This window comes from Nesterenkonia sp. YGD6 (assembly GCF_022565895.1).
Classification (GTDB): Bacteria; Actinomycetota; Actinomycetes; order Actinomycetales; family Micrococcaceae; genus Nesterenkonia.
On sequence record NZ_JAJOYY010000001.1, the window covers coordinates 210,899 to 237,554 of the forward strand.

31 protein-coding genes are annotated in these 26,656 nt (G+C 68.4%); 12 read left to right on the top strand and 19 right to left on the bottom strand.

What is annotated here, in order from left to right; genetic code table 11:
• Positions 1–197: 197 nt before the first annotated feature.
• The gene (locus LTI14_RS00965) at positions 198–371 is read left to right on the top strand and encodes a hypothetical protein (RefSeq protein WP_241464232.1); all 174 of its coding nucleotides are present in this window, start codon (positions 198–200) and stop codon (positions 369–371) included.
• A gap of 33 nt (positions 372–404) precedes the next feature.
• Here LTI14_RS00965 and LTI14_RS00970 read toward each other — a convergent pair whose 3' ends face one another.
• Positions 405–1,226, bottom strand: coding sequence for a DUF4397 domain-containing protein (locus LTI14_RS00970; protein ID WP_241464231.1), 822 nt, complete (start codon positions 1,224–1,226; stop codon positions 405–407).
• 195 nt (positions 1,227–1,421) lie between these two features.
• On the opposite strand from LTI14_RS00970, the gene LTI14_RS00975 reads away from it, so the two are divergent.
• A complete protein-coding gene (locus tag LTI14_RS00975) occupies positions 1,422–2,636 on the top strand; it encodes a heparan-alpha-glucosaminide N-acetyltransferase domain-containing protein (protein WP_241475335.1) in 1,215 nt (404 codons plus the stop codon).
• Between the two features lie 43 nt (positions 2,637–2,679).
• Here LTI14_RS00975 and galK read toward each other — a convergent pair whose 3' ends face one another.
• From galK to LTI14_RS00995, 4 genes are read right to left on the bottom strand one after another with little or no spacing between them, the layout of a single operon-like run.
• On the bottom strand, positions 2,680–3,861 hold the full coding sequence (gene galK, locus LTI14_RS00980; RefSeq protein WP_241464228.1) for a galactokinase: 1,182 nt from the start codon (positions 3,859–3,861) through the stop codon (positions 2,680–2,682).
• Positions 3,858–4,877, bottom strand: coding sequence for a UDP-glucose 4-epimerase GalE (galE, locus tag LTI14_RS00985; RefSeq protein WP_241470014.1), 1,020 nt, complete (start codon positions 4,875–4,877; stop codon positions 3,858–3,860). The genes galK and galE overlap by 4 nt, the downstream gene beginning before the upstream one ends.
• On the bottom strand, positions 4,874–6,109 hold the full coding sequence (galT, locus tag LTI14_RS00990) for a galactose-1-phosphate uridylyltransferase (protein ID WP_241475343.1): 1,236 nt from the start codon (positions 6,107–6,109) through the stop codon (positions 4,874–4,876). Before galT ends, galE begins: the two co-directional genes overlap by 4 nt.
• The gene (locus LTI14_RS00995) at positions 6,106–6,975 is read right to left on the bottom strand and encodes a DeoR/GlpR family DNA-binding transcription regulator (RefSeq protein WP_241475345.1); all 870 of its coding nucleotides are present in this window, start codon (positions 6,973–6,975) and stop codon (positions 6,106–6,108) included. Before LTI14_RS00995 ends, galT begins: the two co-directional genes overlap by 4 nt.
• Positions 6,976–7,096: 121 nt before the next feature.
• Here LTI14_RS00995 and dapB point away from each other — a divergent pair, with 121 nt between their 5' ends.
• Together dapB and LTI14_RS01005 are read left to right on the top strand one after the other, a co-directional pair.
• Complete coding sequence (gene dapB, locus LTI14_RS01000; RefSeq protein ID WP_241470017.1) at positions 7,097–7,858, top strand: 4-hydroxy-tetrahydrodipicolinate reductase; 762 nt, start codon at positions 7,097–7,099, stop codon at positions 7,856–7,858.
• A gap of 5 nt (positions 7,859–7,863) precedes the next feature.
• On the top strand, positions 7,864–8,316 hold the full coding sequence (locus LTI14_RS01005; RefSeq protein ID WP_241470018.1) for a hypothetical protein: 453 nt from the start codon (positions 7,864–7,866) through the stop codon (positions 8,314–8,316).
• Positions 8,317–8,329: 13 nt separating this feature from the next.
• Here the strand turns inward: LTI14_RS01005 and LTI14_RS01010 are convergent, their stop codons facing one another.
• Genes LTI14_RS01010 through LTI14_RS01025 form a run of 4 tightly spaced genes read right to left on the bottom strand, consistent with a single transcriptional unit; the run spans position 8,330 to position 11,293 of the window.
• On the bottom strand, positions 8,330–8,818 hold the full coding sequence (locus LTI14_RS01010; protein WP_241464219.1) for a molybdenum cofactor biosynthesis protein MoaE: 489 nt from the start codon (positions 8,816–8,818) through the stop codon (positions 8,330–8,332).
• Entirely contained in the window at positions 8,815–9,420 is a 606-nt protein-coding gene (locus LTI14_RS01015) for a MogA/MoaB family molybdenum cofactor biosynthesis protein (protein WP_342357707.1), read from the bottom strand. Before LTI14_RS01015 ends, LTI14_RS01010 begins: the two co-directional genes overlap by 4 nt.
• The gene (gene moaC / locus LTI14_RS01020; RefSeq protein WP_241464217.1) at positions 9,417–9,953 is read right to left on the bottom strand and encodes a cyclic pyranopterin monophosphate synthase MoaC; all 537 of its coding nucleotides are present in this window, start codon (positions 9,951–9,953) and stop codon (positions 9,417–9,419) included. The genes LTI14_RS01015 and moaC overlap by 4 nt, the downstream gene beginning before the upstream one ends.
• Positions 9,950–11,293, bottom strand: coding sequence for a molybdopterin molybdotransferase MoeA (locus LTI14_RS01025; protein ID WP_241470019.1), 1,344 nt, complete (start codon positions 11,291–11,293; stop codon positions 9,950–9,952). Before LTI14_RS01025 ends, moaC begins: the two co-directional genes overlap by 4 nt.
• Before the next feature lie 173 nt (positions 11,294–11,466).
• Here LTI14_RS01025 and moaA point away from each other — a divergent pair, with 173 nt between their 5' ends.
• The 3 genes from moaA to LTI14_RS01040 all read left to right on the top strand — a co-directional run bounded on the left by moaA (position 11,467) and on the right by LTI14_RS01040 (position 13,487).
• Positions 11,467–12,612, top strand: a complete 1,146-nt coding sequence (moaA, locus tag LTI14_RS01030) for a GTP 3',8-cyclase MoaA (RefSeq protein ID WP_446740372.1) — start codon at positions 11,467–11,469, stop codon at positions 12,610–12,612.
• Positions 12,613–12,615: 3 nt separating this feature from the next.
• Positions 12,616–13,044, top strand: coding sequence for a MoaD/ThiS family protein (locus LTI14_RS01035; RefSeq protein WP_255727126.1), 429 nt, complete (start codon positions 12,616–12,618; stop codon positions 13,042–13,044).
• Between the two features lie 62 nt (positions 13,045–13,106).
• Complete coding sequence (locus LTI14_RS01040) at positions 13,107–13,487, top strand: nuclear transport factor 2 family protein (protein WP_241464212.1); 381 nt, start codon at positions 13,107–13,109, stop codon at positions 13,485–13,487.
• Positions 13,488–13,507: 20 nt separating this feature from the next.
• Here LTI14_RS01040 and LTI14_RS01045 read toward each other — a convergent pair whose 3' ends face one another.
• The 3 genes from LTI14_RS01045 to LTI14_RS01055 form a co-directional block, all read right to left on the bottom strand.
• Entirely contained in the window at positions 13,508–13,954 is a 447-nt protein-coding gene (locus LTI14_RS01045) for a hypothetical protein (protein ID WP_241475347.1), read from the bottom strand.
• A 169-nt stretch (positions 13,955–14,123) separates the two neighbouring features.
• The gene (locus LTI14_RS01050; RefSeq protein ID WP_241475349.1) at positions 14,124–15,425 is read right to left on the bottom strand and encodes a M16 family metallopeptidase; all 1,302 of its coding nucleotides are present in this window, start codon (positions 15,423–15,425) and stop codon (positions 14,124–14,126) included.
• 154 nt (positions 15,426–15,579) lie between these two features.
• Entirely contained in the window at positions 15,580–16,011 is a 432-nt protein-coding gene (locus LTI14_RS01055) for an Lrp/AsnC family transcriptional regulator (protein WP_106122999.1), read from the bottom strand.
• Positions 16,012–16,159: 148 nt separating this feature from the next.
• On the opposite strand from LTI14_RS01055, the gene LTI14_RS01060 reads away from it, so the two are divergent.
• Both LTI14_RS01060 and ctlX read left to right on the top strand, forming a co-directional pair.
• Positions 16,160–17,188 (top strand): ornithine cyclodeaminase, encoded by a 1,029-nt coding sequence (locus LTI14_RS01060; RefSeq protein WP_241475351.1) that lies wholly within the window; start codon positions 16,160–16,162, stop codon positions 17,186–17,188.
• 6 nt (positions 17,189–17,194) lie between these two features.
• The gene (gene ctlX, locus LTI14_RS01065; protein ID WP_241475353.1) at positions 17,195–18,190 is read left to right on the top strand and encodes a citrulline utilization hydrolase CtlX; all 996 of its coding nucleotides are present in this window, start codon (positions 17,195–17,197) and stop codon (positions 18,188–18,190) included.
• A gap of 133 nt (positions 18,191–18,323) precedes the next feature.
• Here the strand turns inward: ctlX and LTI14_RS01070 are convergent, their stop codons facing one another.
• The 3 genes from LTI14_RS01070 to poxB form a co-directional block, all read right to left on the bottom strand.
• Positions 18,324–18,926 (bottom strand): hypothetical protein, encoded by a 603-nt coding sequence (locus LTI14_RS01070; RefSeq protein WP_241475355.1) that lies wholly within the window; start codon positions 18,924–18,926, stop codon positions 18,324–18,326.
• Between the two features lie 467 nt (positions 18,927–19,393).
• Positions 19,394–20,056, bottom strand: coding sequence for a DUF6318 family protein (locus tag LTI14_RS01075; RefSeq protein ID WP_241475357.1), 663 nt, complete (start codon positions 20,054–20,056; stop codon positions 19,394–19,396).
• A gap of 131 nt (positions 20,057–20,187) precedes the next feature.
• Positions 20,188–21,903, bottom strand: a complete 1,716-nt coding sequence (poxB, locus tag LTI14_RS01080) for a ubiquinone-dependent pyruvate dehydrogenase (protein ID WP_241475359.1) — start codon at positions 21,901–21,903, stop codon at positions 20,188–20,190.
• 167 nt (positions 21,904–22,070) lie between these two features.
• On the opposite strand from poxB, the gene LTI14_RS01085 reads away from it, so the two are divergent.
• Positions 22,071–22,703 (top strand): NUDIX domain-containing protein, encoded by a 633-nt coding sequence (locus tag LTI14_RS01085; RefSeq protein ID WP_241470026.1) that lies wholly within the window; start codon positions 22,071–22,073, stop codon positions 22,701–22,703.
• Between the two features lie 48 nt (positions 22,704–22,751).
• Here the strand turns inward: LTI14_RS01085 and LTI14_RS01090 are convergent, their stop codons facing one another.
• Together LTI14_RS01090 and cmtR are read right to left on the bottom strand one after the other, a co-directional pair.
• Complete coding sequence (locus tag LTI14_RS01090; RefSeq protein ID WP_241475361.1) at positions 22,752–23,396, bottom strand: cation transporter; 645 nt, start codon at positions 23,394–23,396, stop codon at positions 22,752–22,754.
• Positions 23,393–23,761: a Cd(II)/Pb(II)-sensing metalloregulatory transcriptional regulator CmtR gene (gene cmtR, locus LTI14_RS01095; RefSeq protein WP_241475362.1), complete on the bottom strand. Its 369-nt coding sequence runs from the start codon at positions 23,759–23,761 to the stop codon at positions 23,393–23,395. Before cmtR ends, LTI14_RS01090 begins: the two co-directional genes overlap by 4 nt.
• 128 nt (positions 23,762–23,889) lie before the next feature.
• Between cmtR and LTI14_RS01100 the strand changes: the two genes are divergently transcribed.
• Complete coding sequence (locus LTI14_RS01100; RefSeq protein WP_241464198.1) at positions 23,890–24,231, top strand: ArsR/SmtB family transcription factor; 342 nt, start codon at positions 23,890–23,892, stop codon at positions 24,229–24,231.
• Positions 24,228–24,704, top strand: a complete 477-nt coding sequence (locus LTI14_RS01105; protein WP_241475364.1) for an SRPBCC family protein — start codon at positions 24,228–24,230, stop codon at positions 24,702–24,704. The genes LTI14_RS01100 and LTI14_RS01105 overlap by 4 nt, the downstream gene beginning before the upstream one ends.
• Here LTI14_RS01105 and LTI14_RS01110 read toward each other — a convergent pair.
• Entirely contained in the window at positions 24,688–25,368 is a 681-nt protein-coding gene (locus tag LTI14_RS01110) for an ABC transporter ATP-binding protein (protein ID WP_342357708.1), read from the bottom strand. The two genes, LTI14_RS01105 and LTI14_RS01110, sit on opposite strands and share 17 nt — an antisense overlap.
• Positions 25,369–25,451: 83 nt before the next feature.
• The gene (locus tag LTI14_RS01115) at positions 25,452–26,630 is read right to left on the bottom strand and encodes an ABC transporter permease (protein WP_241475366.1); all 1,179 of its coding nucleotides are present in this window, start codon (positions 26,628–26,630) and stop codon (positions 25,452–25,454) included.
• Between the last annotated feature and the right edge of the window lie 26 nt (positions 26,631–26,656).

Sequence of the window (26,656 nt, forward strand, 5' to 3'; positions counted from 1 at the left end):
TGTTTTATTGCCCCCCGGCCGGGGGGGGGGGGGGGGGGTTTTCTCCCTTGGCCCCCCCCCGGCCCCCCCCCCGCGGCTCCACCGGGATGTCTGCATCGATCTCCGGGTAGAGCACCTGCACGGGCTCGGGAGTGGGCTCCTGTTCTCCCTGCTCGGCAGGTTGGACCGGGACGGATCCGGGACTCAGGACTGAGGGGGTGGCCTCCGGAGATCCGGGGGCCGTCGGCGAAGGGGAAGACGCCGACGGTCCCGGGGATGCTCCGGAGGCCGAGACCGCCGCCGCCTGGCCCTCGGAGCTGGCCGCAGTCCCCGTGGCGCACCCTGTTGCGACCAGAGAAGCGGTGAGCATGAGAGCCAGGCTGGCGGAGTGACCCGCCCGCAGGCGACGACGGTGGTTGTTCATCTCAGGCGCGGCTCTTGGCGCGGGCACCCATGGCCACGGCGCCGACGCCCATCAGGGCCAGCACGCCGATGCCGGCGACCCAGCCGGCGGTGGACTGGCCGGCGACGACCTCGAAGTTGCCGGTGGGCACGCCGTCTGGCGAGGAGTGCGCGGCGTCGACCGTCTGGGTTGCCAGAGCCAGGTTGCCGTCCGCGGCGGAGCCCCAGGCGTAGACGATCGTGTTGACGCCTTCGGCGACGTCGACATCAGCCGGGCCGATGACCGGGTCAGACTCGCCGGCCAGAGACACGGCGGCCTCAAGCGTGCCGGCAGGCAGCTCCAGCGCGGCCTCGTCCGGGTTCGCCAGCGACTCGACGGCGACCTCGCCGTTGGCCCAGATGTCGACCTCGGGGGCGGCGGCCACGTGGCGCACCGTGAGGCGACCCTCACCGGCCGCGAGCTCCGAGGTGTCGTTGCCGAACGCGGTCACGGTCGGGTTGCCGTCGGCGTCCAGGTGGGCGGCTGCGGTGTAGTTCCCGCCGCCCTCCAGGGAGACGTCCACGGGGCCGAGCACCGGATCCGAGGCATCGGCGGCGTCGGCGGCGGTGATCGCGATCTCGTAGTCGCCGCCCGGCAGCTCCAGCGGCCCGGCCAGGTCACCTGGGTTGAAGTCATCGAGGGTCAGCTCGCCGTTGACGTAGACGTCGACGGGAAGGTCCGGCACGGCGTGCAGCACGGAGAGCTGAGCGGAGGCCTCATGCTCGTCGGCGTAGGCAGGGGCCGCGGTGGCAGCGATGGCCATCCCGACGAGAGCGGTGGTGGCGAGTGGAAGTGACTTGCGCATGGCGTTGTCCTTTCAGGGTGCCTGAAGGCAGTGATGGTGATCACTTTTTGTGCTCACATCAGGACTACCGTCGGAGCCGCGAAAAGGTTGCAGCGGATTCGAAACTTTTTTCTCCCGGGCCGCTCAAGTGGTCCGCTGGCGCGCTCACCAGGCGCTCGGCGATCGTCGGCCCGAGAAAGCAGTAACGTACATACGGTGATCAAAGCTGGCACCACCTCCGTACGTCCGCGCCGCATCTCCGGTGTCGATGCCGCCCGCGGTCTCGCGCTGCTGGGGATGATGAGCGTCCACGCGCTGCCCACCATCTCTGAGACCGGCCAGGACGCGAGCTGGGCCGGGCTGCTCTTCACCGGACGGCCCTCCGCGCTGTTCGCGATGTTGGCCGGGGTGGGGCTCTCGCTGCTCAGCGGCGGCGCCGGCCGACCCCATTCCGGGGCGCAGCTCGCCGGGGACCGCAAGGCTGTGGCGGGGCGCGCGCTGGTCGTGGTGGTGATCGGGCTGCTGTTGGCCTCGTTGAACTCCGGAGTGGCGATCATCCTGGTGCACTACGGCCTGCTCTTCCTGCTCGCGCTGCCGTTCCTGCGTCTGGGCGCGGTGCCGCTGTTCGCGCTCGCCGGGGCCTGGGTGGCCGCAGCCCCGGTGGCGTTCTGGTGGCTGCACAACGATCTGCGCAGCTCCTGGGAGGGATTCCCCGACATCTGGCGGCTCTGGCACTCCCCCGGCGTCGCCGACCTGGCCGATCCGGCGGTGCTGGGCATGGATCTGGCGCTGACCGGGTACTACCCGCTGCTGCTGTGGCCGGCTTACCTCTTCACCGGCATGGCCATCGGCCGGCTGCAGCTGCACCGCGCCCCCACCGCGCTGAAGCTGGCCGGCATCGGTCTCGTGCTGGCCGCGGCGAGCTACGCGGTGCACCTGTGGATGCTCTGGCAGTCCTCGCTGATCCCCGAACTGGCGGCCCGCTATGGCTGGTCCAGCGCCGAGATGCGCGCCGAGCTGCTGGTCGGGACCTTCCAGGTTCCGCTGGTCACCGAGGATCTGTGGTTTCTGCTTGCCACCCCCCATGAGGGCTCCACCATGGACCTGATCCACACCATCGGCACCTCGATGCTGGTGCTGGGGCTGTGCCTGCTGGTCGCGGAGAAGCTGCGCTGGCTGCTGGCACCGCTGATCGGCGCGGGTGCGATGCCGCTGACCCTCTACGTGGCCCACATCGTGGTGCTGCACTTCTGGCGCGGGGCTCCGGTGCCGGACTTCCTGACCTTCCTCACCGAGTATTCGCCGATGGAGATGCTGATGATCCTGATCATTGGCGCCCTGGGCGCGGGTCTGCTGCGCTTCATCCTGCGCCGTCGCGGCCCGCTGGAGGCGCTGGCCCACGCGGCCGGAAACGCCGTCGCGGGCCGCTAGGCCCTCGCACGGCGCAGGCACGGCGGCGGTTCCCGCACGGCGCTCAGGCGAGGCGGCGGGCTCCGGCGGAGGCGTGCGCCAGGAAGCCGGTGGGCTCGGTGAAGCCGCGCCGGCGGGCATTGTCCTGGACCGCGGCGAGCAGCCCGTCGAAGGAGTCCGCCTGGATCAGCGCGATCACGCACCCACCGAATCCGCCGCCCACCTGCCTGGCCCCCAGCGCGGGCTGCACGTGATCGGAGGCCGGCACCGAGAGCAGCGTCTGCACCATGGTGTCGGTCTCTTCGACGGTGATCTCGAAGTCATCGCGGGCAGAGGCGTGGGATGCAGAAAGGATCTCACCGAGCTGGGCGTAGGCGCCGGTGCGCAGCGCCTCCCGGGCGGCGAGCACCCGCGCGTTCTCGGTGAGCACGTGCCGGACCCGTCGCAGGGTGACCTCGTCGGGGAGCCGCGCCGGCAGCTCCTCGGGCGCGACCCCGTCGTCGGTGAGCTCGCGCAGACTCTGCACCCCCAGCGTCCGGGCGCCGGCCTCGCACTGGGCGCGGCGGGCGGCGTACTCGCCGTCCACGAGGCGGTGCTCGGCGCGGGAGTCGATGACCAGCAGCGCGAGATCATCCGGGGCCAGGGTGAACGGGACCTGTTCGGTGCTCATGCTGCGGGTGTCCAGCAGCAGCACGTGCTCGGCCTCGGCGGCGACCGAGGCCATCTGGTCCATGATCCCGCAGGGCATGCCCACGAAGTCGTTCTCCGCGTGCTGCGCGAGCCGGGCCAGCTCCGCGGCGGGCAGGTCGACGCCGGCCAGGTCGGTGGCCGCCAGCACCACCGAGCACTCCAGGGCGGCCGAGGAGGACAGTCCCGCGCCGATGGGCACCGTGGAGTCGATGAGCAGGTCCAGGCCGGGCAGCCGGTGTCCGGCCTGTTCCAGTGACCAGAGCACCCCGGCGGCATAGGCGGCCCAGCCCGCGACGACGCCGGGGGCCAGCCCGTCGAGGCTGAACTCCGCGGTCTCGCCGTTGAGCAGCGAGCGCACATGGACCATCCGGTCCTCGCGGGCCGCGGCCGCCACCTCGCTGACCTGAGGCAGAGCGAAGGGCAGCACGAAGCCGCCGTTGTAGTCGGTGTGCTCGCCGATCAGGTTGACCCTGCCCGGGGCGGCCCAGATCCCGGTGCAGGCGCGGCCGTAGGCGGCGTGGAAGTGCTCGGCGAGCGCCAGGTGCTCGGAGCTCATGCGGCGCCTCCGCGGGCCTGGTCTCCGGGGGTCTGGGTTCCGGCGGTCTGTGGGTCGGGGGTCGCGGCGGGCTCGTGCCCCAGGGCGGCCCAGGCGTCGGCGACCATCTCGCGGACCTCGCGGGTCGGGCTCCAGCCCAGCCGCTCGAGCGCGCGCGCTCCGGAGGCGACCAGCACCGCCGGGTCCCCGGCGCGGCGGGGCTCCTCCGTCGCCGGAACTGGAGCCCCGGTGACCTCGCGGACGGCGTCGATCACCTGGCGCACCGAGGTGCCGGTGCCGGTGCCGAGGTTGTAGATCTCGTGGGTCGAGGGTTCGGCGGCCTGCAGCGCGCGCAGGTGCGCCTCGGCGAGGTCGAGCACATGGATGTAGTCGCGCACCGCGGTGCCGTCCTCGGTCGGGTAGTCGGTGCCGAAGATGCTGGCGGACTCCTTCTCCCCCGCGGCGACCTTGAGCAGGTTCGGGATCAGGTGGGTCTCCGGGTCGTGGCGTTCGCGCAGGTCCCCGGAGGCGCCGGCCACGTTGAAGTAGCGCAGGCTGATCGCGGCCAGCCCGTGGGCGTGGGCCTCGGCGGTGAGCATGTGATCGATCGCCAGCTTCGACGCCCCATAGGGGTTGGTCGGCATGGTCGGGTCCGATTCGGCGATGCTGGATCCGGCGGGCTCCCCGTAAACCGCGGCGGTGGAGGAGAACACCAGCCGACCGACCCCGGCCTCGCGCATCGCATCGAGCAGCGCGAGGGTGGCGACGATGTTGCCGTGCCAGTAGCGCTCCGGGTGGCTCACCGACTCCCCCACCAGGGAGCGCGCGGCGAGGTGGACGACGCCGTCGAAGCTGGAGTCCAGGATCTCACCGACCTGGAGCAGCTCGGCCTGGTGCCAGCGCGCCCCGTCCAGCACGGAGTCGGCGTGGCCGGTGCTCAGGTTGTCCAGGACCTCCACGGTGTGGCCCTCGGCGAGCAGCCGCTGCACCACCACGGATCCGATATACCCGGCACCGCCGGTGACCAGCAGCTTCATGGTGTCTCCTCTGTCTGGGTGGGTGTTGCCTGCTCTGACTCTGCCGTGTCTGATTCTGCCGCCTGCGGGCCGATCGCCACGAGTCGCCGTGCCGTCTCCTCAGGGGCGATGTCATTGATGAACACGCCCATCCCGGATTCGGAGCCGGCCAGGTACTTCAGCTTGTTCTCCGCCCGCCGGATCGAGAACAGTTGCAGATGCAGCCGCATCAGCCCGGGTGCGGCCGAGGCCGGGGCCTGCTGCCAGCCGGAGATGTAGGGCAGGGGTGAGTCGAAGAGCAGGTCGCCGCGGCGCAGCAGGTCCAGGTAGAGCGCGGCGAAGTCGTCGCGTTCGGCGTCGGTGAGCTCGGGCAGCCGCTCCACCGCGCGGTGCGGGTAGATGTGCAGCTCCACCGGCCAGCGCGCCCAGGCGGGGGTGAACGCGGTCCAGTGCTCGGTGCGCGCGACGACCCGGCGACCGTCGGCGACCTCGCTGGCCAGGATGTCGGCGAAGAGATCGGCGTCGCGGCGGGCGCGGTAGTCCGCGGCGGAGTCCAACAGGGTGCGGGTGCGCGGGGTGACGAAGGGGTAGCCGTAGATCTGCCCGTGCGGGTGGTTCAGCGTCACTCCGATCTCCTCGCCGCGGTTCTCGAAGCAGTACACCTGCTCGACGCCGGGTTCGGCGAGCATCGCGGCGGTCCGGTCCGCCCAGGCGTCCACCACGGTGCGCATCCGCCTGACGCTGACCTGCCCCAGCGCGGAGGTGTGCTGGTCGGTGAAGCAGACCACCTCGCACCGGCCCGAGCCGGGGTGGCGCAGACCGGCGGACTCCTGCGCCGCCGTCGTGGTGCTCAGGAGCTCCTCGGGGATCGGGATGTCGCCGCGGAAGGAGGGGAAGCGGTTCTCGAAGACGACGACGTCGTACTGGCCCTGCGGGACCTCGGTGGCACGCTCGGGCGTCGAGGGGCACAGCGGGCATTGATCGGTGGAGGGCAGGTGGGTCCGATTCTGGCGGGCCGCGGCGATGGCCACCCATTCGCGCAGCAGCGGGTCATAGCGCATCTCGTTGCCGCCCACCGGTCGGAAGATCTCGCGCCGGTCCTCGACGGTGCGACGGCGGGGCTCATCGTCGAAGAAGAAGATCTCGCGGCCGTCGGCGAGCTGGGCCCGGGTGCGCTGCGCGGCATGCCCGCCGGGGAGGGGCTGCGGCGGTTCGGGCGCGGGGCGCTCGGCGGCGCTGGCGGGGGTGGTCATCGGGGACTCCTGGTCTCGGTGGGTTCGGCGAGGATCAGCGCCTCGAGCTGCTCGCGCAGCGCATCGGCCGCGGCGTCGTCGAGGCCGGTGTCGGTGATCAGTGTGTGGATCTGCGCGAGCTCGGCGAAGGTGCCCAGCGCTGTGGCGTTCCATTTGCTGTGATCCGCCAGCACGACGGCGCGCGGTGAGGTCTGCAGCCAGGTCCGGTTGGTCTCGGCCTCCTCCAGGTTCGGAGTGGTGAACCCGGCCTCCAGGGCAAAGCCGTGGGCGCCGAGGAAGATCAGATCCAGATGCAGGGAGCGCAGCGCCTGGTTCGCGATCGGGCCGACCAGCGCGTCCGAGGGCGTCCGGACTCCCCCGGTGAGGATGACGGTCTGATCTGCTGGTGCGCTGCCCACGGCTGTCTGTTCCGGGGCTTCGCCGCCGGCCCGCGCCTGCTCGGCGGAGCGGTGGAAGATCTCCGCGATCCGCGGGGAGTTGGTGACCACGGTGAGCTCTCCGATGCCGAGGAGCCGGTGCGCCAGCGCCCAGGTGGTGGTGCCGGCGGAGAGGCCGATGGACATCCCCGGCTGGACCAGCTGAACGGCGGCCGCGGCGATGGCTTCCTTCTCGGCCTGGCGCTGCGCTGACTTCACCGGGAAGCCCGGCTCCTCGCTGCGCCGCGCGGATGAGCCGGCGGCGGCATCGGCCGGGGCGACGGCTCCTCCGTGGACCTTGGCGATGAGCCCGTGGGCGGCGAGGTTGTCCAGGTCCCGACGGATGGTCATGTCCGAGACCCCGAAGTGCGCGGCGAGCTCGGTGACGCTCACGGCCCCGGAGACGTCCAGCAGCGAGACGATCCCGGCACGGCGCTGTGCTGCCAGCATGGACTCCCCTTCACTTGCCGACCTGGTGCTCACATTCAAACACAAGCGAACAGTTTTCAACACCCCCTGACCTGTCCAGGGAGAACCCCCGGTGGGGAGGACTGGACGATAGGCTGGGGGGATGAGCACAGCAGAGATTCGAGTCGCCGTCCTCGGCGCGGGCGGCCGCATGGGCACCGAGGCCGTGAAAGCCGTTCAGAACGCACCGGACATGGAGCTGGTCGCCGCACAGGGCCGCACAGACGAGCTCAGCGAGATCCTCTCCGCCGGGGCCACCCATGTGGTGGATCTGACCGTGCCGGAGTCCACCGAGGCCAATGTCCGCTTCGCCGTGGAACACGGCCTCCACGCGGTGGTCGGCACCACCGGCTGGGACACCGCGAAGCTGCAGGCTCTGGAGCAGCTGCTCAGCACGCACAGCTCCACCGGTGTGCTGATCGCCCCCAACTTCGCGCTGGGCTCGGTGCTGGCCACCGCCTTCGCCGCCAAGGCCGCGCAATACTTCGACTCTGCCGAGATCATCGAGCTGCACCACCCGAAGAAGGTCGATGCCCCTTCAGGCACCGCGGTGCGCACCGCGGAGCTGATGGGTCAGGCTCGGGACGCGGCCGACGTCGGCCCCTCCCCCGATGCCACCGAGACCGCCCTGGAAGGTGCTCGCGGCGCCGAGGTCGCCGGGATTCACGTGCATTCGGTGCGGCTGCGCGGACTCGTCGCGCATCAGGAGGTCCTGCTGGGCTCCACCGGCGAGCAACTGACCATCCGCCACGACTCCTTCGACCGCGCCTCCTTCATGCCCGGCGTGCTGCTGGGCCTGCGCACGGTCGGTTCACGACCCGGGCTGACCCATGGGCTCGACGGCTACCTCGATCTGGGACTGTAGCCCGCGTGAAGACGAAATTCTGGACCGGACTGGTCATCGTCCTGCTCGCCATCATGTTGGTCGGCGCCGGGGCCTCAGCCTGGCGGTTCCTGCGCGTCGATGACATCTACGCCCAGCTGATCGGGGCCGGCGCGATGGCAATCGTGATCCTGGGCGCCTGGGTGCTGGGCCGTGAGCTGCTCTTCGGCATCGGCACTGAACGATTGGGCCGGAGGCTGGAGACCGAGGGCGGGCTGCCCGAAGACACCGTGGAACGCTCCGCCGGGGGCCGGGCGAACCGCGCCCAGGCCGATGAGCAGTTCAAGATCTACGCCGCCGAGGCCGAGGCCGCCCCTTCAGACTGGCGCTCCTGGTTCCGGCTCTCCATCGCCTATGACATCGCCGGGGATCGCACCCGAGCCCGGAAGAACATGCGCAAGGCGATCGCCATGGAGAAGACGGCCCGCTCGAGCCGGTAGGTCCTGCACCCGGCTAGAGCCCGACCCATTCCTTGCTGCCGTCGGCGAAGAACTGCTCTTTCCAGATCGGCACCTGTTCCTTGGTCTGCTCCACCAGTTCGGCGCAGGCTTCGAAGGCCTCGGCGCGGTGGGCCGAGGCGACGGCGGCGACCAGTGCGTGGTCCCCGATCGCGAGCTCCCCCACCCGGTGGGCCACCCAGACCCGCACAGTGGGGAAGCGCGCGGCGATGTCGACGGCCACCTGGGCGATCGCTTCGGCCGCGGAGGGGTGCGCGGTGTAGCTCAGCCGGTGCACGGGCTGGCCCTGGTCGTGGTTGCGCACGATTCCGGAGAAGCCGACGACGGCGCCGGCCCGTTCAGCCCAGACCTCCGCCTCTGCCTGGGCGGGGGTCAGCGGCTGATCGCTGAGCTGGGCGAGGATCACGCGTTCCTGCGGAAACTCGAAGGGCTCATCGGCGGAGAAGCCTGCCCGGTTCAGCTCCTGGGGTGTATCCGAGCTCATTCCTCGCTGTCCCAGGCCTCGTGGTCGCGGATGTCGGCGACCTGGTCGCAGAGGTGCGGGAGGACCTGGACCAGCACCTCCATGCCCTCGCGGACAGCCTTGGGAGAACCGGGCAGGTTCACGATGACCGTCTTGCCGGTGACCCCGGCGACGCCGCGGCTGAGCGAGGCCAGCGGGTTCTTGGTCCGGCCGTGGGCGCGCACCGCCTCCATGATGCCGGGGATCTCTTTGTCCAGCAGCGGCTTGGTGAATTCGGGGGTCAGGTCATCGGGGGTGAGCCCGGTGCCTCCGGAGGTGATGATCACCGCGGGCTCGATCTGCACCAGCAGCTCCGAGAGTGCCGCGAGGACTCCCTCGCCGTCGGGGATCAGCACCGGGGGGCGGGTGAAGAAGCCGATCTTCTTCGCGAACTCGGCGATCACCGGTGCTGAGCGGTCCTCGGTGACCCCGGTGGCCGCGCGGGTGGAGACGATCACCGGTGCGATCATGCGCGAGGTCTGGGCGTCGGAGTAGTCGGTCTCGCCGAGGTCCGGCACTTCAGCCTCAGCGGTGGCGTCGGCGGGGATCTTCTTGGGCGGGGTGGCGTGCGGGGTGTCGGTCATCGGGTCTCCGTCTCAGTCCTGGCCCATTCTCCGCTGGCGCCGCCGGCCTTGAACAGGACCATCTGGTCGGTGATCACGGCGGCCTTGTCCACGGCCTTGATCATGTCGTACAGAGTCAACGCCGCGACCGTGGCCGCCGTCAATGCTTCAATCTCCACGCCGGTGCGCGAGGTGGTCTTCACCTCCGTGGTGATGCGCACCGAGCCCGAGGCAGGGGTGTCGACGTCGAGGTCCACGGTGACCTTCGCGACCGGCAGCGGATGACACAGTGGGATCAGCTCAGGGGTCTTCTTGGCGGCCATGATCCCGGCGATCCTCGCGGTGGCCAGTGCGTCGCCCTTGGGCAGCCCGTCACTGGCGAGCAGCGCGGTGACCTCGGCGGTGGTCTTGACCACGGCCTGAGCCCGGGCCACCCGCTGGGTGACCTCCTTGCCGGAGACGTCGACCATGTGGGCGCTGCCGTCACCGCGGACGTGGGTCAGCCGCTGCTGGGCAGCGGGCTCGGTCTGCTGAGCACCTGGCTGTTCGCTCATCGGGTGCCGATCCCGCGGCCGGTGATCAGCACGGCCTGCCGCTCGGAGCCGGCCGGGATCTCGACGTCGTCCTCGGGCAGCTCCAGCAGCGCATCGGCCCGGGCGAGGTGACCCAGCAGGTGGGAGCCGGGCCCGCCCTCGAGCTCCACGCTGGGCGCCGCGCCGGTCTCGACGGCGGCGTCATCGAGGATCCGCACGCGACGGAACTGCCGGACGCCCTGCGGGGAGCTGATGTCTTCGACCGTGCGGACCGTGATCCGGCGCGGCGGGGCGCAGTTGGGATCCACCGCCGCCAGCGCGGGACGGACCAGGGTCTCCATGCTCACGGCCGAGGAGACCGGGTTGCCCGGCAGCGAGATGACGGCGATCGGGGCGCGGGCGTCGTCGACCTGGGAGCGCCAGTGCAGCAGGCCCCGGCCCTCGAGGTCACCCTCGAGCAGACCCCATCCCTGCGGGCCCCCGGGCTGCTGCGCGACGACGCCGAAGGAGATGCCGCGACGGCCGAGCCCCTGGCGGACCACCTCGTAGGCGCCCTTGCTGATGCCGCCGGCGGTGATGATCAGGTGTGGGTGGTGCACCGCGATCAGCGCGTCCAGCGCTTCGAGGAACCAGGCCGGATCATCGGTGCCGATCCGGGAGGTCTCCACCTGGTGACCAAAGGTCTCCAGCACCGCGCCGAGCAGCGGGGTGTCGGCGTCGTAGAGCTGGCCGGGGCGCAGCTCGGAGCCGGGACGACGGATCTCGTCCCCGGTGGAGACCACCAGGGTGCGGATCGGTTCCAGCACGCTGATCTCGGCGTAGCCGCAGGCGGCGAGCACGGCGAGCTGGGCGGGGCTGATCACGTCACCGGGTTCGGCGAGGAGGGTGCCGGCGTCGATGTCGGAGCCCACCTCCCGGATGTAGCGGCCGCGGGCGACGTCGGCCTCGGTGAGTCCGGTGAAGCGGACCTCCTTGGCGCCGAACCCGTCGGTGAACTCCACCGGGATCACCACGTCGGCCCCGGCGGGGATCGGGGCCCCGGTCATCACCTCGAAGGCGGCGCCGATGGGCAGCAGGGCCGGCTCCTGGCCGGCGGCGGTGGTGCCTGCCACCGGCAGGGTGGCTTCACCGGCATGCACGGTGAGGTCGGCGGCGCGCAGCGCGAAGCCGTCCATCTGGGAGTTGTCGAACCCCGGCAGGGGCACCTCGGAGACCAGCCGCTCGGCGATGATCCGGCCGGCGACGCCGCCGGAGGAGATCTCCACGGTCTCGGCGGCACGGGCGCCCAGGGCGGCGCCGAGCACCTCTCTGAGGCGGCTGATGTGCTCTTCGACGGGTACGCGGTCGGGGGTCTCTGACATGGGGTCCAGTCTACGCAGAGGCTGTGACATCTCCTCGTGACAGGCCGCGAGGATACGATGGCCAGATGCAGCAGCTTCCAGCTGACCACGCCCCCGCTCCAGGCGCATCGAGCACCGCCCCGGTGAGCCCGAGCTCCTCGAGCCCGGCCTCACCCAGTCGGGTCCAGCTGGGCATGCCCGCGCTGCCCTCCCAGCAGAGCGCATCCAGGCCCGGAAAATCGGGCGGGGGTCACACCGGGCGCGACACCAGCGGCGCGGATCCGGCTCGCGGGCTGATGGACTCCTTCGGCCGCCGCGCCACAGACCTGCGGATCTCGCTGATCGACAAGTGCAATCTGCGCTGCACCTACTGCATGCCGGCCGAGGGGCTCCCCTGGCTGAGCAAGGACCAGCTGCTCTCCGCCGCGGAGATCCGCCGGCTGGTGCACATCGGGGTGAACACGCTGGGGGTGCGCGAGCTGCGACTGACCGGAGGTGAGCCGCTGGTCCGTGCTGATCTGGTCGAGATCGTCGCGGCCCTGCGCGCCGATCACCCGGATCTGCCCATCGCGATGACCACCAACGCCATCGGACTCGAGCGCAAGGCCGCCGCGCTGGCAGAGGCCGGGCTGACCCGGGTGAACATCTCGCTGGACTCGGTGCACCGGGAGACCTTCGCCCAGCTGACCCGCCGCGACTCCCTGGACAAGGTGCTGATCGGGGTCGAGGCCGCCGCCGCGGCAGGACTGACCCCGCTGAAGATCAACGCGGTGCTGATGCGCGGGATCAATGACACCCATGCCGCAGACCTGCTGGCATGGTCGCTTCAGCGCGGCTTCGAGCTGCGTTTCATCGAGCAGATGCCGCTGGACGGGGATCAGCAGTGGAACAAGGACGGCACGATCTCCGCCGCGGAGACCCGGGCGCTGCTCTCCGAGCGCTTCGCCCTGACCCCGACACCGGAGAACCGCGACGGCGCCCCGGCCGAGCGCTTCGACGTCTACCCGCTGGGCACAACTGATGACGCGATCCTCAGCGGACTGCACGGGCCGCCGCAGGGCCGCGTCGGGGTGATCGCCTCGGTGACCGAGCCGTTCTGCGCGGACTGCCGGCGCACCCGGCTCACCGCGGAGGGCCGAGTGATGAGCTGCCTGTTCTCCAACGAGGAGTTCGACCTGATGCACCTGCTGCGAAACCCCGCCACCACCGACGCCGAGATCGCCCAGGCCTGGGCCGAGGCGATGTGGGTCAAGCCCGCCGCCCACGGCACCGACCGCCCAGGCTTCGATCTGGCCAGCTTCCACCGCCCTGACCGCTCCATGTCCGCCATCGGAGGCTGAGCCATGACCGAGACCTCACCTGCGACGGCATCCCCCGCACCGGACACATCCGCTGCGCCTGTCCCGACGTCAGCGCCGAGCGCCGCGCCTATGACGGGTGCGCCGATCAGCGTGCGCTTCTTCGCCGCCGCCGCCGAGGCCGCCGGGGTCGAGGAGCTGCGCCTGCCGGTGCCCGCAGAAGGGGTCGCCGTCGTCGATCTGCTGACCGAGCTGCCCCGGCTGGTCCGGGAGCAGCTGTCCACCACCGCCGGCGGTGACGACCCTGCGGGCGACCACGACCGCAACACCAACGACGGCGCCGCGGTGCCCGGCCTGGAGCGGGTCTGCGCGCGAAGTTCGTTCCTGGTCAACGGGGTTCGAGCCCGGTCCGAGACGGCTCGGCTGCACCCCGGGGATCAGCTCGATGTGCTCCCGCCCTTCGCCGGCGGCTAGGCCTGCCGCTCCCGGCCCCGAAGCGCTGACAGGCCGCGGGAGGGACGAGTAGATTCCCGATCATGATCAGGACGCCGATGGAGACAGCTCTGGCGCAGTTCGCGGCCTACCGCGTCGGGGACCGCCAGGCGGCGCGGATCCTCCTCGATGAGGACATGACCTTCACGTCTCCACAAGATGACCATCTGGACAAGGCCGCATTCCTGGAGACCTGCTTCGCCACCGCCGAGCGCTTCCTGCGCCACGAGATCACCGCTGCGGTCGAGATCGAACCCGGCACGGTGATGCTGCGCTATACCGCTCAGCTGCCGAACGAGCCGCCGTTCAGCAATGTGGAGCTGGTAAAAGTGGTCGATGGGCAGATCACCGAGATCGAGCTGTACTTCGGCGGGGTCGAGGCCAAGGGGTCGGGTCCGAGTCCGATCTGGCCAGGTCGACACTGAAGCCGAGCCGAGCCGCTGGGTCAGGGTGCGAGCTCAACCTCAGTCAGCGGCACGACCTCGCGGTCTCCCAGCGGCTGGTCGAGCTCGATGACCAGGGCCACGTAGCGGGCCTCCTGGGTGCAGGCGGAGCCGACTGCGTCGGGCAGGGTGCCCGAGATGGTGGCCACGCGAACCTCCGTGTCATCCTCTTCCACCACCGACCGCACGCCGTAACAGGCAGGATTGCCGCTGTAGAAGGCCAGCTGGAGCTCCGTCTCGGAGGCCGTGCTGTATTCCTGCCAGCTGGAGAGGTGTTCGGACACCAGCTCTGGTGCCTCCTGAACCGGGGTGGGGATCATGTCCGGGACTTCACCGCCATCGTCAGGCCCCGCGCCGTCGATGTAGGCGCCGCTGCCGTCGGCACCCTCGTTCGGGTAGGTCACCGCGGGGGCGCTGGTGGACTGATCGCCAGGGCTCTTTGCCCTCATAGGGCCTGAGTCGCCCGCGCAGGAGGTCAGGAGCATAAGGCCGAGAGACATGACCACGACGCCGGACCGCCGGGAAGCAGCTCGCCTGCGGCTGCGACTCCGACTGCGGCATCCACTTCGGCTGCGGTGCATGAGACCCCCTCGGTCCGCCTGCAGTGACTCTTCCAGTCTAGGCGGGGCCGACCACCGTGACAGCTCGTGGCGAGCTGGCAAGCCTGGCCGCGACCTTGCGCACGTCCTCGGCGGTGATGGTGTCGATCTGGTGCAGCGTGTCGGAGATGTCGACGAACTCGCCGCGCACCAGCTCGGCCCGGCCCAGTCGGGACATCCGCGAAGAGGTCTCCTCCATGCCCAGCACGGTGCCGCCGCGCAGCTGACCCTTCGCGCGGGTGAGCTCCTCGGCGCTGACGTGGTCGGTGGCGATCCGGTCGAGTTCCGCGGCCATGACCTCGGTGACCTTGGCGACCTTGTTCGGCAGGCAGCCGGCATAGAGGCCGAAGTAGCCGGCGTCGGTCATCGCCGAGGAGAAGGAGTAGGTGGAATACGCCAGGCCGCGGCGCTCGCGAACCTCCTGGAAGAGTCGGGAGGACATGCCGCCGCCGAGCACCGCGTGCATCACCGAGAGCGCGAAGCGGTCCTCGTCGGAGGCGGCCATACCGCGGCCGCCGAGGATCACCTGGGACTGCTCCACGGGTTTGATGATCGTCTCGGTGCCGGCGCGGACCGGGATCTCGGTCTCGCGACCGACCCGGCGCTGCGCCGGTGAGCCGGGGACGGTCATGTCCCAGGAGGACTTGTCCAGCGCCTCCGCGATGAGTGAGACCACATGGTCATGGTCGAGCCCGCCGGCGGCGGTGATGACCAGCTCGTCGGGGCGGTACCAGCGCTGGTAGTGGTCGAAGACGTCCTCGCGGCTGGCGGCATTGATCTCCTTGGGCGTGCCCCCGATGGGCCGGCCCAGCGGGTGACCGTCGAGGACCTGGGAGCCGAACCGCTCGTGGACCACGTCCTCGGGATCGTCCTCGGCCATGGCGAGCTCTTCAAGGATGACCCCGCGCTCGATCTCCATCTCGGCCGGATCCAGCAGCGCGGAGGTGACGATGTCGGTGAGCACCTCGACCGCCATGGGCAGGTCGGTGTCGAGCACCCGGGCGTAGTAGCAGGTGTGCTCCTTGCCGGTCATCGCGTTGGACTCACCGCCCACGCTGTCGAAGGCCGAGGCGATCTCCAGCGAGGAGCGGGTCTCGGTGCCCTTGAAGAGCAGGTGCTCCAGGAAGTGGGTGGAGCCGTGCTGGTGGGCGGCCTCGTCGCGGGAGCCCACCCCGATCCAGAAGCCCAAGGTGACCGAGCGCTGGCCCGGCATCTCCTCGGTGAGCACACGCACCCCGGCGGGGAGCACGGAGCGGCGGACGGTGGAGCCGGCGTCGTTGTTCAGGACGCCTTCGGTGTGGGGATCAATGGTGACGCGCATAGGCCCCCAGGTTACCTGGGTGGTTGAGTTATCCGGCACTTACGTATCCGCCTGAGAACTCAACCAGCCAGGAGGAACGGCGGGAGAACGACGACGGCGCCCGTTCGGCCCCCAGCGGGCGGCTCAGCTCTCCAGCATCGGCGCGGACCCGGGCTCAGCGGACCACCGAGCTGAGCAGCAGGCTGGTCTCACTGTTGACCACTCCCTTGATCCCGCGGACGCGGCGCAGCACCTCGTCGAAGTCGCGCAGATTCTCACACGAGATCTCCGCGACCAGGTCCCAGCCCCCGTTGGTGGTGTGCAGCGCCATGATCTCGGGAAAGCCGCGCAGCTCGGCGATCACATGATCGGTGGTGCGCCCGACGACCTCGATGAAAGAGATGGCGCGGACCTCGCCGGTCTCGTTGTGGTCGTGGACGCGCACGCTGAACCCCACGATGACCCCTTGGGCCTTGAGCTTCTCGATTCGGCTGGTGACCGTGGCCCTGGCGACTCCGAGCTGTTCGGCGAGCGCCGCGACCGGTGCGCGGCCGTCCTTGCGCAGCGCGGAGATGAGTCGACGGTCGAGGTCCGTGAGGCGAGGCATGTGCATAATGCTATCCGCAACCTGCCAAATTGCCACCTGAGTGCCCCGAAATTCAACAGAACTACTCTTACATGTACACATCGAGATCCCTAGGCTGAGACTCATCACCCTGGCACGATTCACGCACCACCCCTTGAAGGAGTTCCTCATGACGCAGTTCGTCGACGTCGGCAACATGGCCCGCTGGATCCAGCGCGAGGGCGTGGAGCAGCTGATGACCGACATGATCCAGTACCTCGAGGACGACTTCCGCCGCTGGGAGAGCTTCGACAAGATCCCGCGCATCGCCAGCCACACGCCGTTCGGCGTGATCGAGCTGATGCCGACCTCCGACATGGAGACCTACGCCTTCAAGTACGTCAACGGGCACCCGCTGAACCCCTCCCGCGGGTTCCAGACCGTCACCGCCTTCGGCATGCTCGCCGATGTGGACAACGGCTACCCCACCTTCCTCGCAGAGATGACTCTGCTGACCGCCCTGCGCACCGCCGCGACCTCCGCGATGACCGCGAAGGCGCTGGCCCGCCCAGACTCGACGCGGATGGCGCTGATCGGCGCCGGCTCCCAGGCGGAGTTCCAGGCACTCGCGATCCGCTCTGCGCTGGGCATCGAGGACCTGCAGGTCTTCGATGTGGATCCCGCCGCGATGAAGAAGCTGCGCCGAAACCTGGAGCCGCTCGGCTTCAACGTCACCCTGGCGGAGTCCACCGACGAGGCCGTGGCCGGGGCCGACATCATCACCACCTGCACCGCGGACAAGGCGCAGAACACCATCCTGAGCTCTGCGCAGATCTCCCCCGGCGTGCACATCAACGCTGTGGGCGGAGACTGCCCGGGCAAGACCGAGCTGGACGCCGAGATCCTGCGCCGCGGCCGGGTCTTCGTGGAGTACCCGGAACAGACCCGGATCGAAGGCGAGATCCAGCAGATGGAGCCTGATTTCCCGGTGGTCGAGTTCTGGCAGGTGCTCACCGGCGCCGAGTCCGGCCGCCAGTCCCCTGAGCAGATCACGATCTTCGACTCGGTGGGCTTCGCGATCGCGGATCTCTCCGCGCTGCGCTTCGTCCGCGACGCCACCGCCGGCACCGATCTGCAGACCTCGCTGGACCTGGTCGCCGACCCCGAGGACCCGAAGGACCTGTTCTCACTGGTCAGCTCGATGAAGCCGGTCGGGTGATCGTTGATGACTGAGGTGATGAATGCGCCGGTGGCGCGTTTCCGCGTCACCGCAGAGCAGGTGACCGAGCAGGCCCCGTCCCGAGTGGTACTCGTGCGACCGCACCAGTTCACGCCCAACCCGGAAACCGCTGCGGACAACAGCTTCCAGCAGCGGATCCTCGACGCGCTGCTGCCCTCAGCCGCCCGGGAGTCCGCCCGCCGGGTAGCCGATGCGGCCTACGCCGAGGTCACCGAGCTCGGCCGCACCCTCGAGCGACTGGGCATCGGCGTGGACATCTTCGATGACCCCTCCGCGGAGACGCCTGACAGCGTGTTTCCGAACAACTGGTTCAGCACCCATCCCGACGGCACGGTCACGCTGTATCCGATGTATGCGGAGAACCGCCGGGCCGAGCGGCGCGGCGACATCGTGGCGCACCTGCAGGAGACCCATCGGGTGCGCCGCGTGGTGGACTACTCCTCGGCGGAGCGCTTCGGCGAGTACCTCGAGGGAACGGGTTCGATGGTGCTCGATCACCGCGCCCGGCTGGCCTACGCCTGCCGGTCACGTCGGCTGTCCGCGGGACTCTTTGCTGAGTTCTGCCGCGACTTCGGCTACGCCCCGGTGCTCTTCGACGCCACCGACGGCGACGGGGTGCCCGTCTATCACACCAACGTGATGATGTCGGTGGGCACCGACCTGGCACTGATCAGCAGTGACATGATCCGCGACCGGGCTCAGCGCGAGCACGTGCTCGGCGTTCTGCGCGATTCCGGCAGGACCGTGGTGGAGCTCAGCGAAGCCCAGGTCGGCCGCTTCGCCGGCAACTGCCTGGAACTCGCGGGGACCGACGGGCGCTACCTGGTGCTGTCCACGACAGCCGAGGCGAGCCTGACGGACGCTCAGCGGGACACCATCGCCGCGCACTGCACGTTGATGCCGGTCGATGTCTCCACCCTGGAGGCCGCAGGCGGGTCAGTGCGCTGCATGATCGCCGGCAACCACCTCCCCCGCCGCTGACCCCATCCTGGGCAGTTGAGTTCTTCGGTCGATACGTATGGACCGAAGAACTCAACTGCCGGGGACGATCTGCCGGGAACGGACGACGATGGCGCTCGGTCGCCTCATCTTTGGGCGGCCAGCAGGCAAAGGGTCACTCCCCCAGCCAGTTGCCGTTGGCGTCGTACTGGTCCGCGAAGATCTTCGGTGGGGTGTCGCCCGGTTCGAGGGTGACTGGCCCGTTGCAGCCCCAGTCGACGGTGTTGCGGCAGGAGCCGGAGACGTTGCGCGCGGCGACTCGCCAGATGTCGGCCTCACCGGGTGAGGCCTGGACATCCACGGATCCGGGGATGACGATCCATGGGCCGCCGCCGACCCGGTACTCGCCGACGAAGGTGGTGCTCAGGCTGACCGGGAAGCGCCCGGTCTCGGTGTAGACGTGACTCGTGGGTGTCTCTTGATTCGTCTTGACCACCGCTTCGCCCTGCCAGCTGTCGGGCATCGGTTCCCCTGGGTCGTAGGTGACCCGGCTGGCACCATCGCCGTAGTCCCATAGGAAGCTCTGGGGATTCACCCGGATCTCCACCGGGATGTCGAGGAGGGTCTGATTCAGGGTCTGTGTCTCGACGTCCGCGAACATGTGGGTATGCCGTCCCCGGTAGCCGAAACCGAGAAGGTCGGGTTCGAACTCGACGGAACCTCCGGCGATCGGGAGGGTGGCGAAAGCTTCTTCGACGGCGCCGGGCAGGAGCGCCATTATGTCCACGGCCTCCTCTACGTCTTCTTCAACCTCGACGGCATCAGCGGTTGGAGCGCAGATGAAGCCCGAGAATTCCCCCGTGTCGACTGGACTGACTAGGTCCATGCCGCGAGATGCGCACTCGTCAATTAGAACGACTCGACACCCGGCTTGGGCTGCTCCACCTTCGGCACTGCAGTAGGTCGGCTGAACTTCAGGAGCAGGAATCGACCAGTCAGCTTCCCTATCACCAGCAACATACTCTTCGCCCTCACTCCGAGGCTCCCGCGGCGATCGATCCACCGCACCATTTTGGGGACGCTCACACCTAGCCGCACCCTGGGCCTCCCTTCCTTCCCAAGTGACGACATGGTTACAAGTCCGCGACATCAGTGGGCTAACTGAAGCACCTCCGAAGGACCCAGCGATAAGTTCTCCGCTAAGGCCACAGAGCACCATTAGGGTGCCCCAGATTCGCTGCACCCTCATTCGACGACCGCATCCGCTATCTCGAGCTCTGAAACCCACCACTGACTACCATCAAAATACAGAAATGCCTCAGCATCGTATGTGCGACTCTCGACAACCCCCAAGGATTCACCCTCGGGACCGTAAGCCGTATACCCACCCTCGACCAACGCGAACAGAATGCGTGCGTGGCCGTCTCCCGTGATGCCCGATGCGAGCTCATCTTGAGTAGTGGTGCCCTCCGCCGCGTACCAACCGCTCTCAACCTCATACAGGTCGTAGAACTGGGCTATTGTGTTGTCGCACATCGCGCAGTCGGGAGCCGAGACTGCGGAGACAGGCTCAAACTCGCCAGTAAGTTGCAGGTACGTAATCGCCTCAAACCAGTACGTCAGCGCCGCCAGCGCGCCCGCTTCGGTCTCCTCATAGATCTCATCCGGAACCTCAGGCTCGGGCCAGTTCTGCGCGGGTCCATCCGAAGACGCAGGCACCGGCGTCGGCGACGATTCAGGCTCTTCGGCCTCACTCCCGTCACCACTCGACTGCTCCGGATCCGAAGCTCCACCCTCCGGTGAGGTCTCCTCCGCACTCGGCTCAACATCCGCTCCACCAGACTCAGCCCCAGCATCGTCACCCCCACAGGAACTCAGCGCCAGCCCAAGAACCAGCACAACACTCACCACACCAAGCCGACCCGCTGAAGTGTTCATGAACCTGTCCCGTTCAATCCGTCACGGCCACTGAAGCAACAGACTAAACAGAACCGCCCCGGCGCAACAGGGGCCGGGGCGATTCTGTGGAGGGCGAAGAATCAGAACAACTGGCGGAGATTCGTCTTCGCGAGGTCGACCAGTTCATCCCCGCGGCCACTGAGAACCGTCCGCACCGCATAGAGCGTGAAGCCTTTTGCCTGCTCAGCGGTGACACTCGGCGGCATCGAAAGCTCCTGGCGCTCGGTGACAACATCCAGCAGCGCCGGGCCGTCGTGCGCGAGGAACTCCTCGACGGCGGCTGGAAGATCCTCAGACTTTTCCACCCGGATCCCCTTGATATCCATCGCCTCGGCCACTTTCGCGAAGTTGGGATTCTTCAGCTCGGTGCCAAAATTGACGATGCCGGCGGCCTTCATCTCCACCTCCACGAAGTTCAGCGAGGAGTTGTTGTAGACCACGGTCTTGATCGGCAGCTCGTTCTGGGTGATGGTCAGCAGCTCCCCCATGAGCATCGCCAGCCCACCGTCACCGGCGAGCGCGATCACCTGCTTCTCCGGCTCGGCCATCTGCGCGCCGATCCCCTGCGAGATCGCGTTCGCCATGGATCCGTGGCTGAAGGAACCGAGCAGCCGGCGTCGTCCGTTCATCGTCAGGTACCGGCAGGCCCAGACCACGGGTGAGCCGACGTCGGGAAGGAAGATCGCGTCGTCGTCCGCGGCGTCGTTGATCAGCTTGGTCAGGTACTGGGGATGAATGGTCCGCCGCGAAGGCGTCGCCAGCGCGTCAAGATCCTTCCGGGTCTTCGCGTAGTGCTTCGTCGCACCGTCAAGGTGCCGGGAATCCTGATGTACATCGAGCTTCGGCAGCAGCGCCTCCACGGTGTCCTTGACCGACCCGACCAGCCCGACGTCCACCGGGGTGCGTCGGCCGATCTGGGATCCGCGGATGTCGACCTGCACCACCTTCGCGTCCTCGGGATAGAACTGCTGATACGGCAGGTCCGAGCCGAGCACCAGCAGCGTCTCGCAGGCCGCCATCGCCGCGTAACCGGAGGAGAACCCGAGCAGCCCGGTCATTCCAACGTCGTAGGGGTTGTCCCACTCCACGTGTTCTTTGCCGCGCAGCGCGTGCACGATCGGGGCCTGCAGACGCTCGGCCATCGCCAGCAGCTCGGGGTGAGCTCCAGCGGTGCCGGCACCGGCCAGGATCGTCACGCGCTCGCAGGTGTTCAGCGCCTCGGCCGCCCGGTCCAGATCGGCCTCGGCAGGAACGACCCGGGAGTGCATCGGCCGGATGGTCTCAGCTTCGGCCTGGCTATCGGCGAGCGCCACGTCTCCGGGGATCACCAGCACGGCTACCCCGCGCTTCTCGATGGCCTCGCGCATGGCGATGCGCAGCAGCCGCGGCATCTGGTCCGCGTGGGCGACGTGCTCCACATAGACGCTGCATTCGCGGAATAGCTCCTGCGGGTGGGTCTCCTGGAAGTAGCCGGACCCGATCTCCTCGCTGGGGATGTGCGCGGCGATCGCGAGCACCGGGGTCCGCGAGCGCTGCGCGTCGAAGAGGCCGTTGATCAGGTGCAGGTTGCCCGGCCCGCAGCTTCCCGCGCAGACCGCGAGCTCCCCGGTGACCTGGGACTCCGCGCTGGCGGCGAAGGCGGCCGCCTCTTCATGGCGGGTCGGAACCCATTCGATGGTCCCCGCGGCGCGCAGCGCATCGGTCAGACCGTTGAGCGAATCCCCGGAGATCCCGTAGATCCGCTCGACTCCGCTGGCGTGCAAGGTATCAACAATGTTCCGTGCGACTGTCGGCATGAGCGTCCTTCCCTTCAGGGTCGCCGCTCCCCGAGTAAAGGCCACGGCGCGTATGTCCGCAGTCTAGAACTCCGGGCCCCGTGCGCCTATGGGCCAGGTCGTGCGGAGGACGACGACGGCGGGCCCTGTTCAGCGGCCGAGACACCAGCCCCACGTAGGCTGGCTCCATGCCGATCTATGACTCCCCCGCTGAGCACCCCATCCTGGGGGCCAAGTCCCTGCAGTCGACGCCGATCTATGACCTGGTCGAGGAGACCTTCAGCTTCGGCAAGAACGGCCAGACGCTGACCCGCGCGTTCCTCAAGCACCTCAGCGCCGTGGCCGTCCTCGCGATGGACGAGCAGGACCGGGTGCTGCTGATCCGGCAGTACCGGCACCCGCTGCGGCAGAACATGTGGGAGATTCCGGCAGGACTGCTCGACGCCGAGGGTGAGCCGATGCTCGACGCCGCAGCGCGGGAACTCCACGAGGAAGCCGACATCAGCGCCGACACCTGGCACACCCTGGCGGACTTCCACACCAGCCCCGGCGCCTCCAATGAAGGCATCCGGATCTACCTGGCCCGGGGCATCACCGAGACGCCGGAACATGACCAGCACGAGCGCGAGGGCGAAGAGGCCGAGATCGAGAAGGCCTGGATCCCTCTGACTGAGGCTGTGCAGGCGGTGCTCACCGGGCAGATCCGCAACCCCAGCGCCGTGACCGGAGTCTTGGCGCTGCACGCGATCAGGACCGGTGCAGGGGAGCTGCGCGACCCTCGTGCACCCTGGACTGATCATCCCCGCGGCATCAAGCCCTAGGCGCCCACTTCCCTCTTCTCGAGCAAGACTTCCCGGGCCCCGATAGCGCTACGTCTTCAGATCATCGAGGACCTCGAGCGGTGACTCGACATCACCGCGCCACGCCTCGATCCCTTCACGCAGCGCCAGGGCCGCGATGACCAGTGCCGCCACGGAGTCGGCCCACATCCAGCCGAAGATGGTGTTGAGCAGCAGCCCGAGAAGCACCGCCCCGGAGAGATAGACGCAGAGCAGCAGCTGTTTGGCGTCGGCCTGGACGCTCTTGGATCCGAGTTCGCCGCCGGTGCGGAATTCGAACCAGGCGAGCAGCGGCATGACCACCAGGCTCGCCACGGCGATGCCGAGGCCGACCGGACTGTGATCGACCTGCTCCACCCCGGTCAGGGTGAGGAACGCGTCGATGCTGACGTAGGCGGCCAGGGCGAAGAATGCGATCCCGATGGCGCGGACGGTGGCCTTCTCCCACCGTTCAGGATCCTTTCGGGTGAACTGCCAGGCCACCGCGATCGCCGAGGCGACCTCGATCACGGAATCGAGTCCAAAGGCGATCAATGCCGTGGAGGAGGCGGCCACCCCGGCCCCGATCGCCACGGCAGCTTCGATCACATTCCAGGTGATGGTGAAAGCAACGATGAGCCGCACCCGACGGTGCAGCTTCGCCCGCCGCGTGGGCGTCACGGACTCCAGGCTCATTGACGCTCCACAGTTGCCGAAGCTTCACGACAACCAGACACGGAACAGGCCGGGTCCAAACATGGCACGCTCCCATCCACCGCGAGAGTCACCTCCAGCAGTGCGGTCAGGGCGACGGCGAGGTGTGGGTCAGCTATGGCGTAGCGAGTCTGGCGCCCCTCGGTCTCAGCGACCACGATTCCGCATCCCCGCAGGCAGGCGAGATGGTTGGAGACATTCGTGCGGCTCAGTGCGAGTTCACGTGCGAGCTTCGCCGGGTAGCCCGGTTTCTCGAGCAAGGACAGCAGAATTCGGGAGCGAGTCGGGTCCGACATCGCCCGTCCAAGGCGGTTCATCACTTCCGCGCGGGAAACATTGGTCAGCATGGGGTGACTATACATCGAGCGCTGACCTATCAATCCAGGCGCCAGACTCTTGACCCATGCTCAGGACCCCTTCTAACATGTAAGCAACTACTTACGCATTGGAGGCGCTCTTGCCACCCAAGGACCCATTGAGCGTCACCTTCAGCGCCCTGGCCGATCCGACCCGTCGGGACATCCTGGACAGACTGCGACGCCGGCCGCTCACCGTGAGCGAGCTCGCCAAGCACTACCCGATGAGCCGCGCCGGGGTCTCCCAGCATCTGAGCGTTCTGGAGCGGGCAGAGCTGGTGAGCCGCAATCGCCGCGGGCAGTGGATCGACTGCTCGATCACCCCGGCGTCCCTCGATGAGGCATCCCAGTGGATCGAGAACCAGCGCAGGCAGTGGAATGAGCGGCTGGATCACCTTGAGGAGTACCTCAACAATCACCCATCCAAGGAAGATGCATCACAGAAAGGCGAAGAGCAATGATCGATGAATCCAAGGGCTTCACCCTGGTGCGGACGTTCGCGGCCACGCCGGAGCAGGTCTGGACTGCGTGGACAGACCCCGATGCCGCAGCACAGTGGTTCCATCCCGAGGGTGCCACCACACCGCGGGAGTCGGTGGAGATGGACGTGCGTGTGGGCGGACGCTACACCTACACGATGGTCAATGATGAGGACGGCACCGAGGTGGTCACCGCCGGCGTCTACCGGGAGGTCTCCCCCTTTGAACGCCTCGTCTTCACCTGGGGTGACCCGCACAGCGATCCCGACGACGCCCCGGTGGTCACTCTCGTCCTGGCCACCACCGACGCGGGCACCCAGCTGACCTTCGACCTCCGCGGTGCAGAGGGCGCCAAGGGGGACAGCTTCTTCTACGACGGCTGGGACAGCGCGCTGAATGTCCTTGACTCCTTCCTCCAAGACGACAGCCACAGGTCGACTACCGCTCAGAAATGAGGCGACCATCACGGATCGTCACGGTTCGGTCGGTCAACGTCGCCATCTGCGCATCATGGGTCACGATCACCGTTGCGGTGTTGAACTGACGTGTAGTGCTGACGAGCAGTTCGAGGATGGATCGGGCCCGCTCGTGATCCAGCGCGGAGGTGGGCTCGTCCACCAGCATCACCGAGGGTCTGCCCATGAGTGCCCGGGCGATGTTGACCCGCTGGCGTTGACCGCCGGAGAGCTGGTGCGGACGCCGGTTCGCGACAGACGCCAGACCGACCAGATCCAGCAGTTCCGCACCCTGTTCTTCTGCCGCCTTCAGCTGCCTGCCTCGGTCGCCGTGCAGATGCGCGGTGAGCACCAGCTGTTCCAGCGCGGTGAGGCTCGGCAGGAGGTTGGGCTGTTGGAAGATGGTGCCGACCTGGTCTCGGCGCAGCGTGGTGAGCTCGCGCTCACGCATTCCGGTGAGTTCCCTGCCTGCGAGGTGCACCGCGCCGGAGCTGGGTCGGATGAGTGCCGCGGCCACGGCCAGCAACGATGATTTTCCGGAGCCTGAAGGCCCGACGAGGGCTGTGACGGTCCCGGCCTCTGCGCTGAAATGGACCGCATCGAGTGCCCGAAGCGTGCGGGCCTCTCCGTTCTCGTCGACTCCGTCCGGATAGGTCAGGGTCACGTCCTCAAGCCGAAGAGCAGCGGCATCTCCACAAGGTGGGGCCGGTGGTGATGGCATGGGTGTGGTGTGGATCGATGTCATGCTCAGTTTCCTCCGAGGGCGAGAAGTGGATCGACGCGGGAGACGCGTCGAGTCGTCAGGGCGGCACCGGCAACGCCCAGTGCGAAGACCCCGAGGACCGGGGCCGCGACGGTGACAGGCGTCAGCACGAACGGCACCGCGTTGGCGATGAGCAGTCCTGCTGCCCAGGCGGCCAGTCCGCCGGTGAGGGCGCCGAGAGAAACCACGATGGCCGCTTGGGTCAGCGCGTCGCGGACCAGGTAACCGCGGGAGGATCCCAGCGCGCGGAGAACCGCGAGGTCACGCGTGCGCTGGATGGTCCACACGGTGAGAAATGACACGACCACCAGCGCGGATATGCCGTAGAGGAATCCCTGCATCATCACCAGTGAGCCGCGCTCTGACTGGTAGGCGGGCAGAGCGTTGAAGGCTCCCTGAGTGTCGGTGGAGACAGTGCCAGCCTGGTCATTGACCGTGGCGAGGGCCTCGGTGGACAGATCATCTGCGGCAGCGCGTCCGGCTGCCTCAGGCACCGCGAGAGCTGGCACCGCCGCAGCTGGTACCGCGAGAGCGGTCGCCACAGTGTCCTCGCCCAGATGAGCGATGCCCGCGAAGTCGGCGATGGAGGTCCAGACCACGGGGACGTGACTGTAGAACTCGTCGTCGACCATCCCGGCAACGGTGAACTCACCGGAGGACAGGCGCAGGCTGTCCCCCAGTGCCAAGTCGAGATCCTCTGCGATCACAGAGCTGAGGATCACCTCGCCTTCACCCGGATGCGGCTGACCTTGAATCGCCTGCAGTCCCGGGGCAAGCGCGGAGTCCTGCTCCACGCTGAAGACCGCGACCGAGGCCGCTGTCCGGCTCGAGCCCTCCTCCGCGTCATCAGCACTGGTTTCAACCCGGGTCTGCGTCACTCCCAGTCGCTCCACGGCGCCTGCGCCCAGAGCCTCCTCCAAGATGTCCAGCTCGGCTGTGGTGATCCCTGATTCGGTGAAGGAGGGATGATCATCCGCGTCCGCTGGCGCGCTGAAGATGACGTGTGAGGCGTCGAGTCGCTCCAGTGCTGAGGTGTTCTGATGACCGAGACCGTTGGTCAGGCCTGTGAGCAGCACCAGGAGCATGGTGATGAGCGCGACGACTCCGCCGATCAGCGCGAAGCGCCCTTTGGCGAAGGTGATGTCCCGAAGGGATAAGTACATGGCGACTCCAGAGAGCAGGTGTTGGG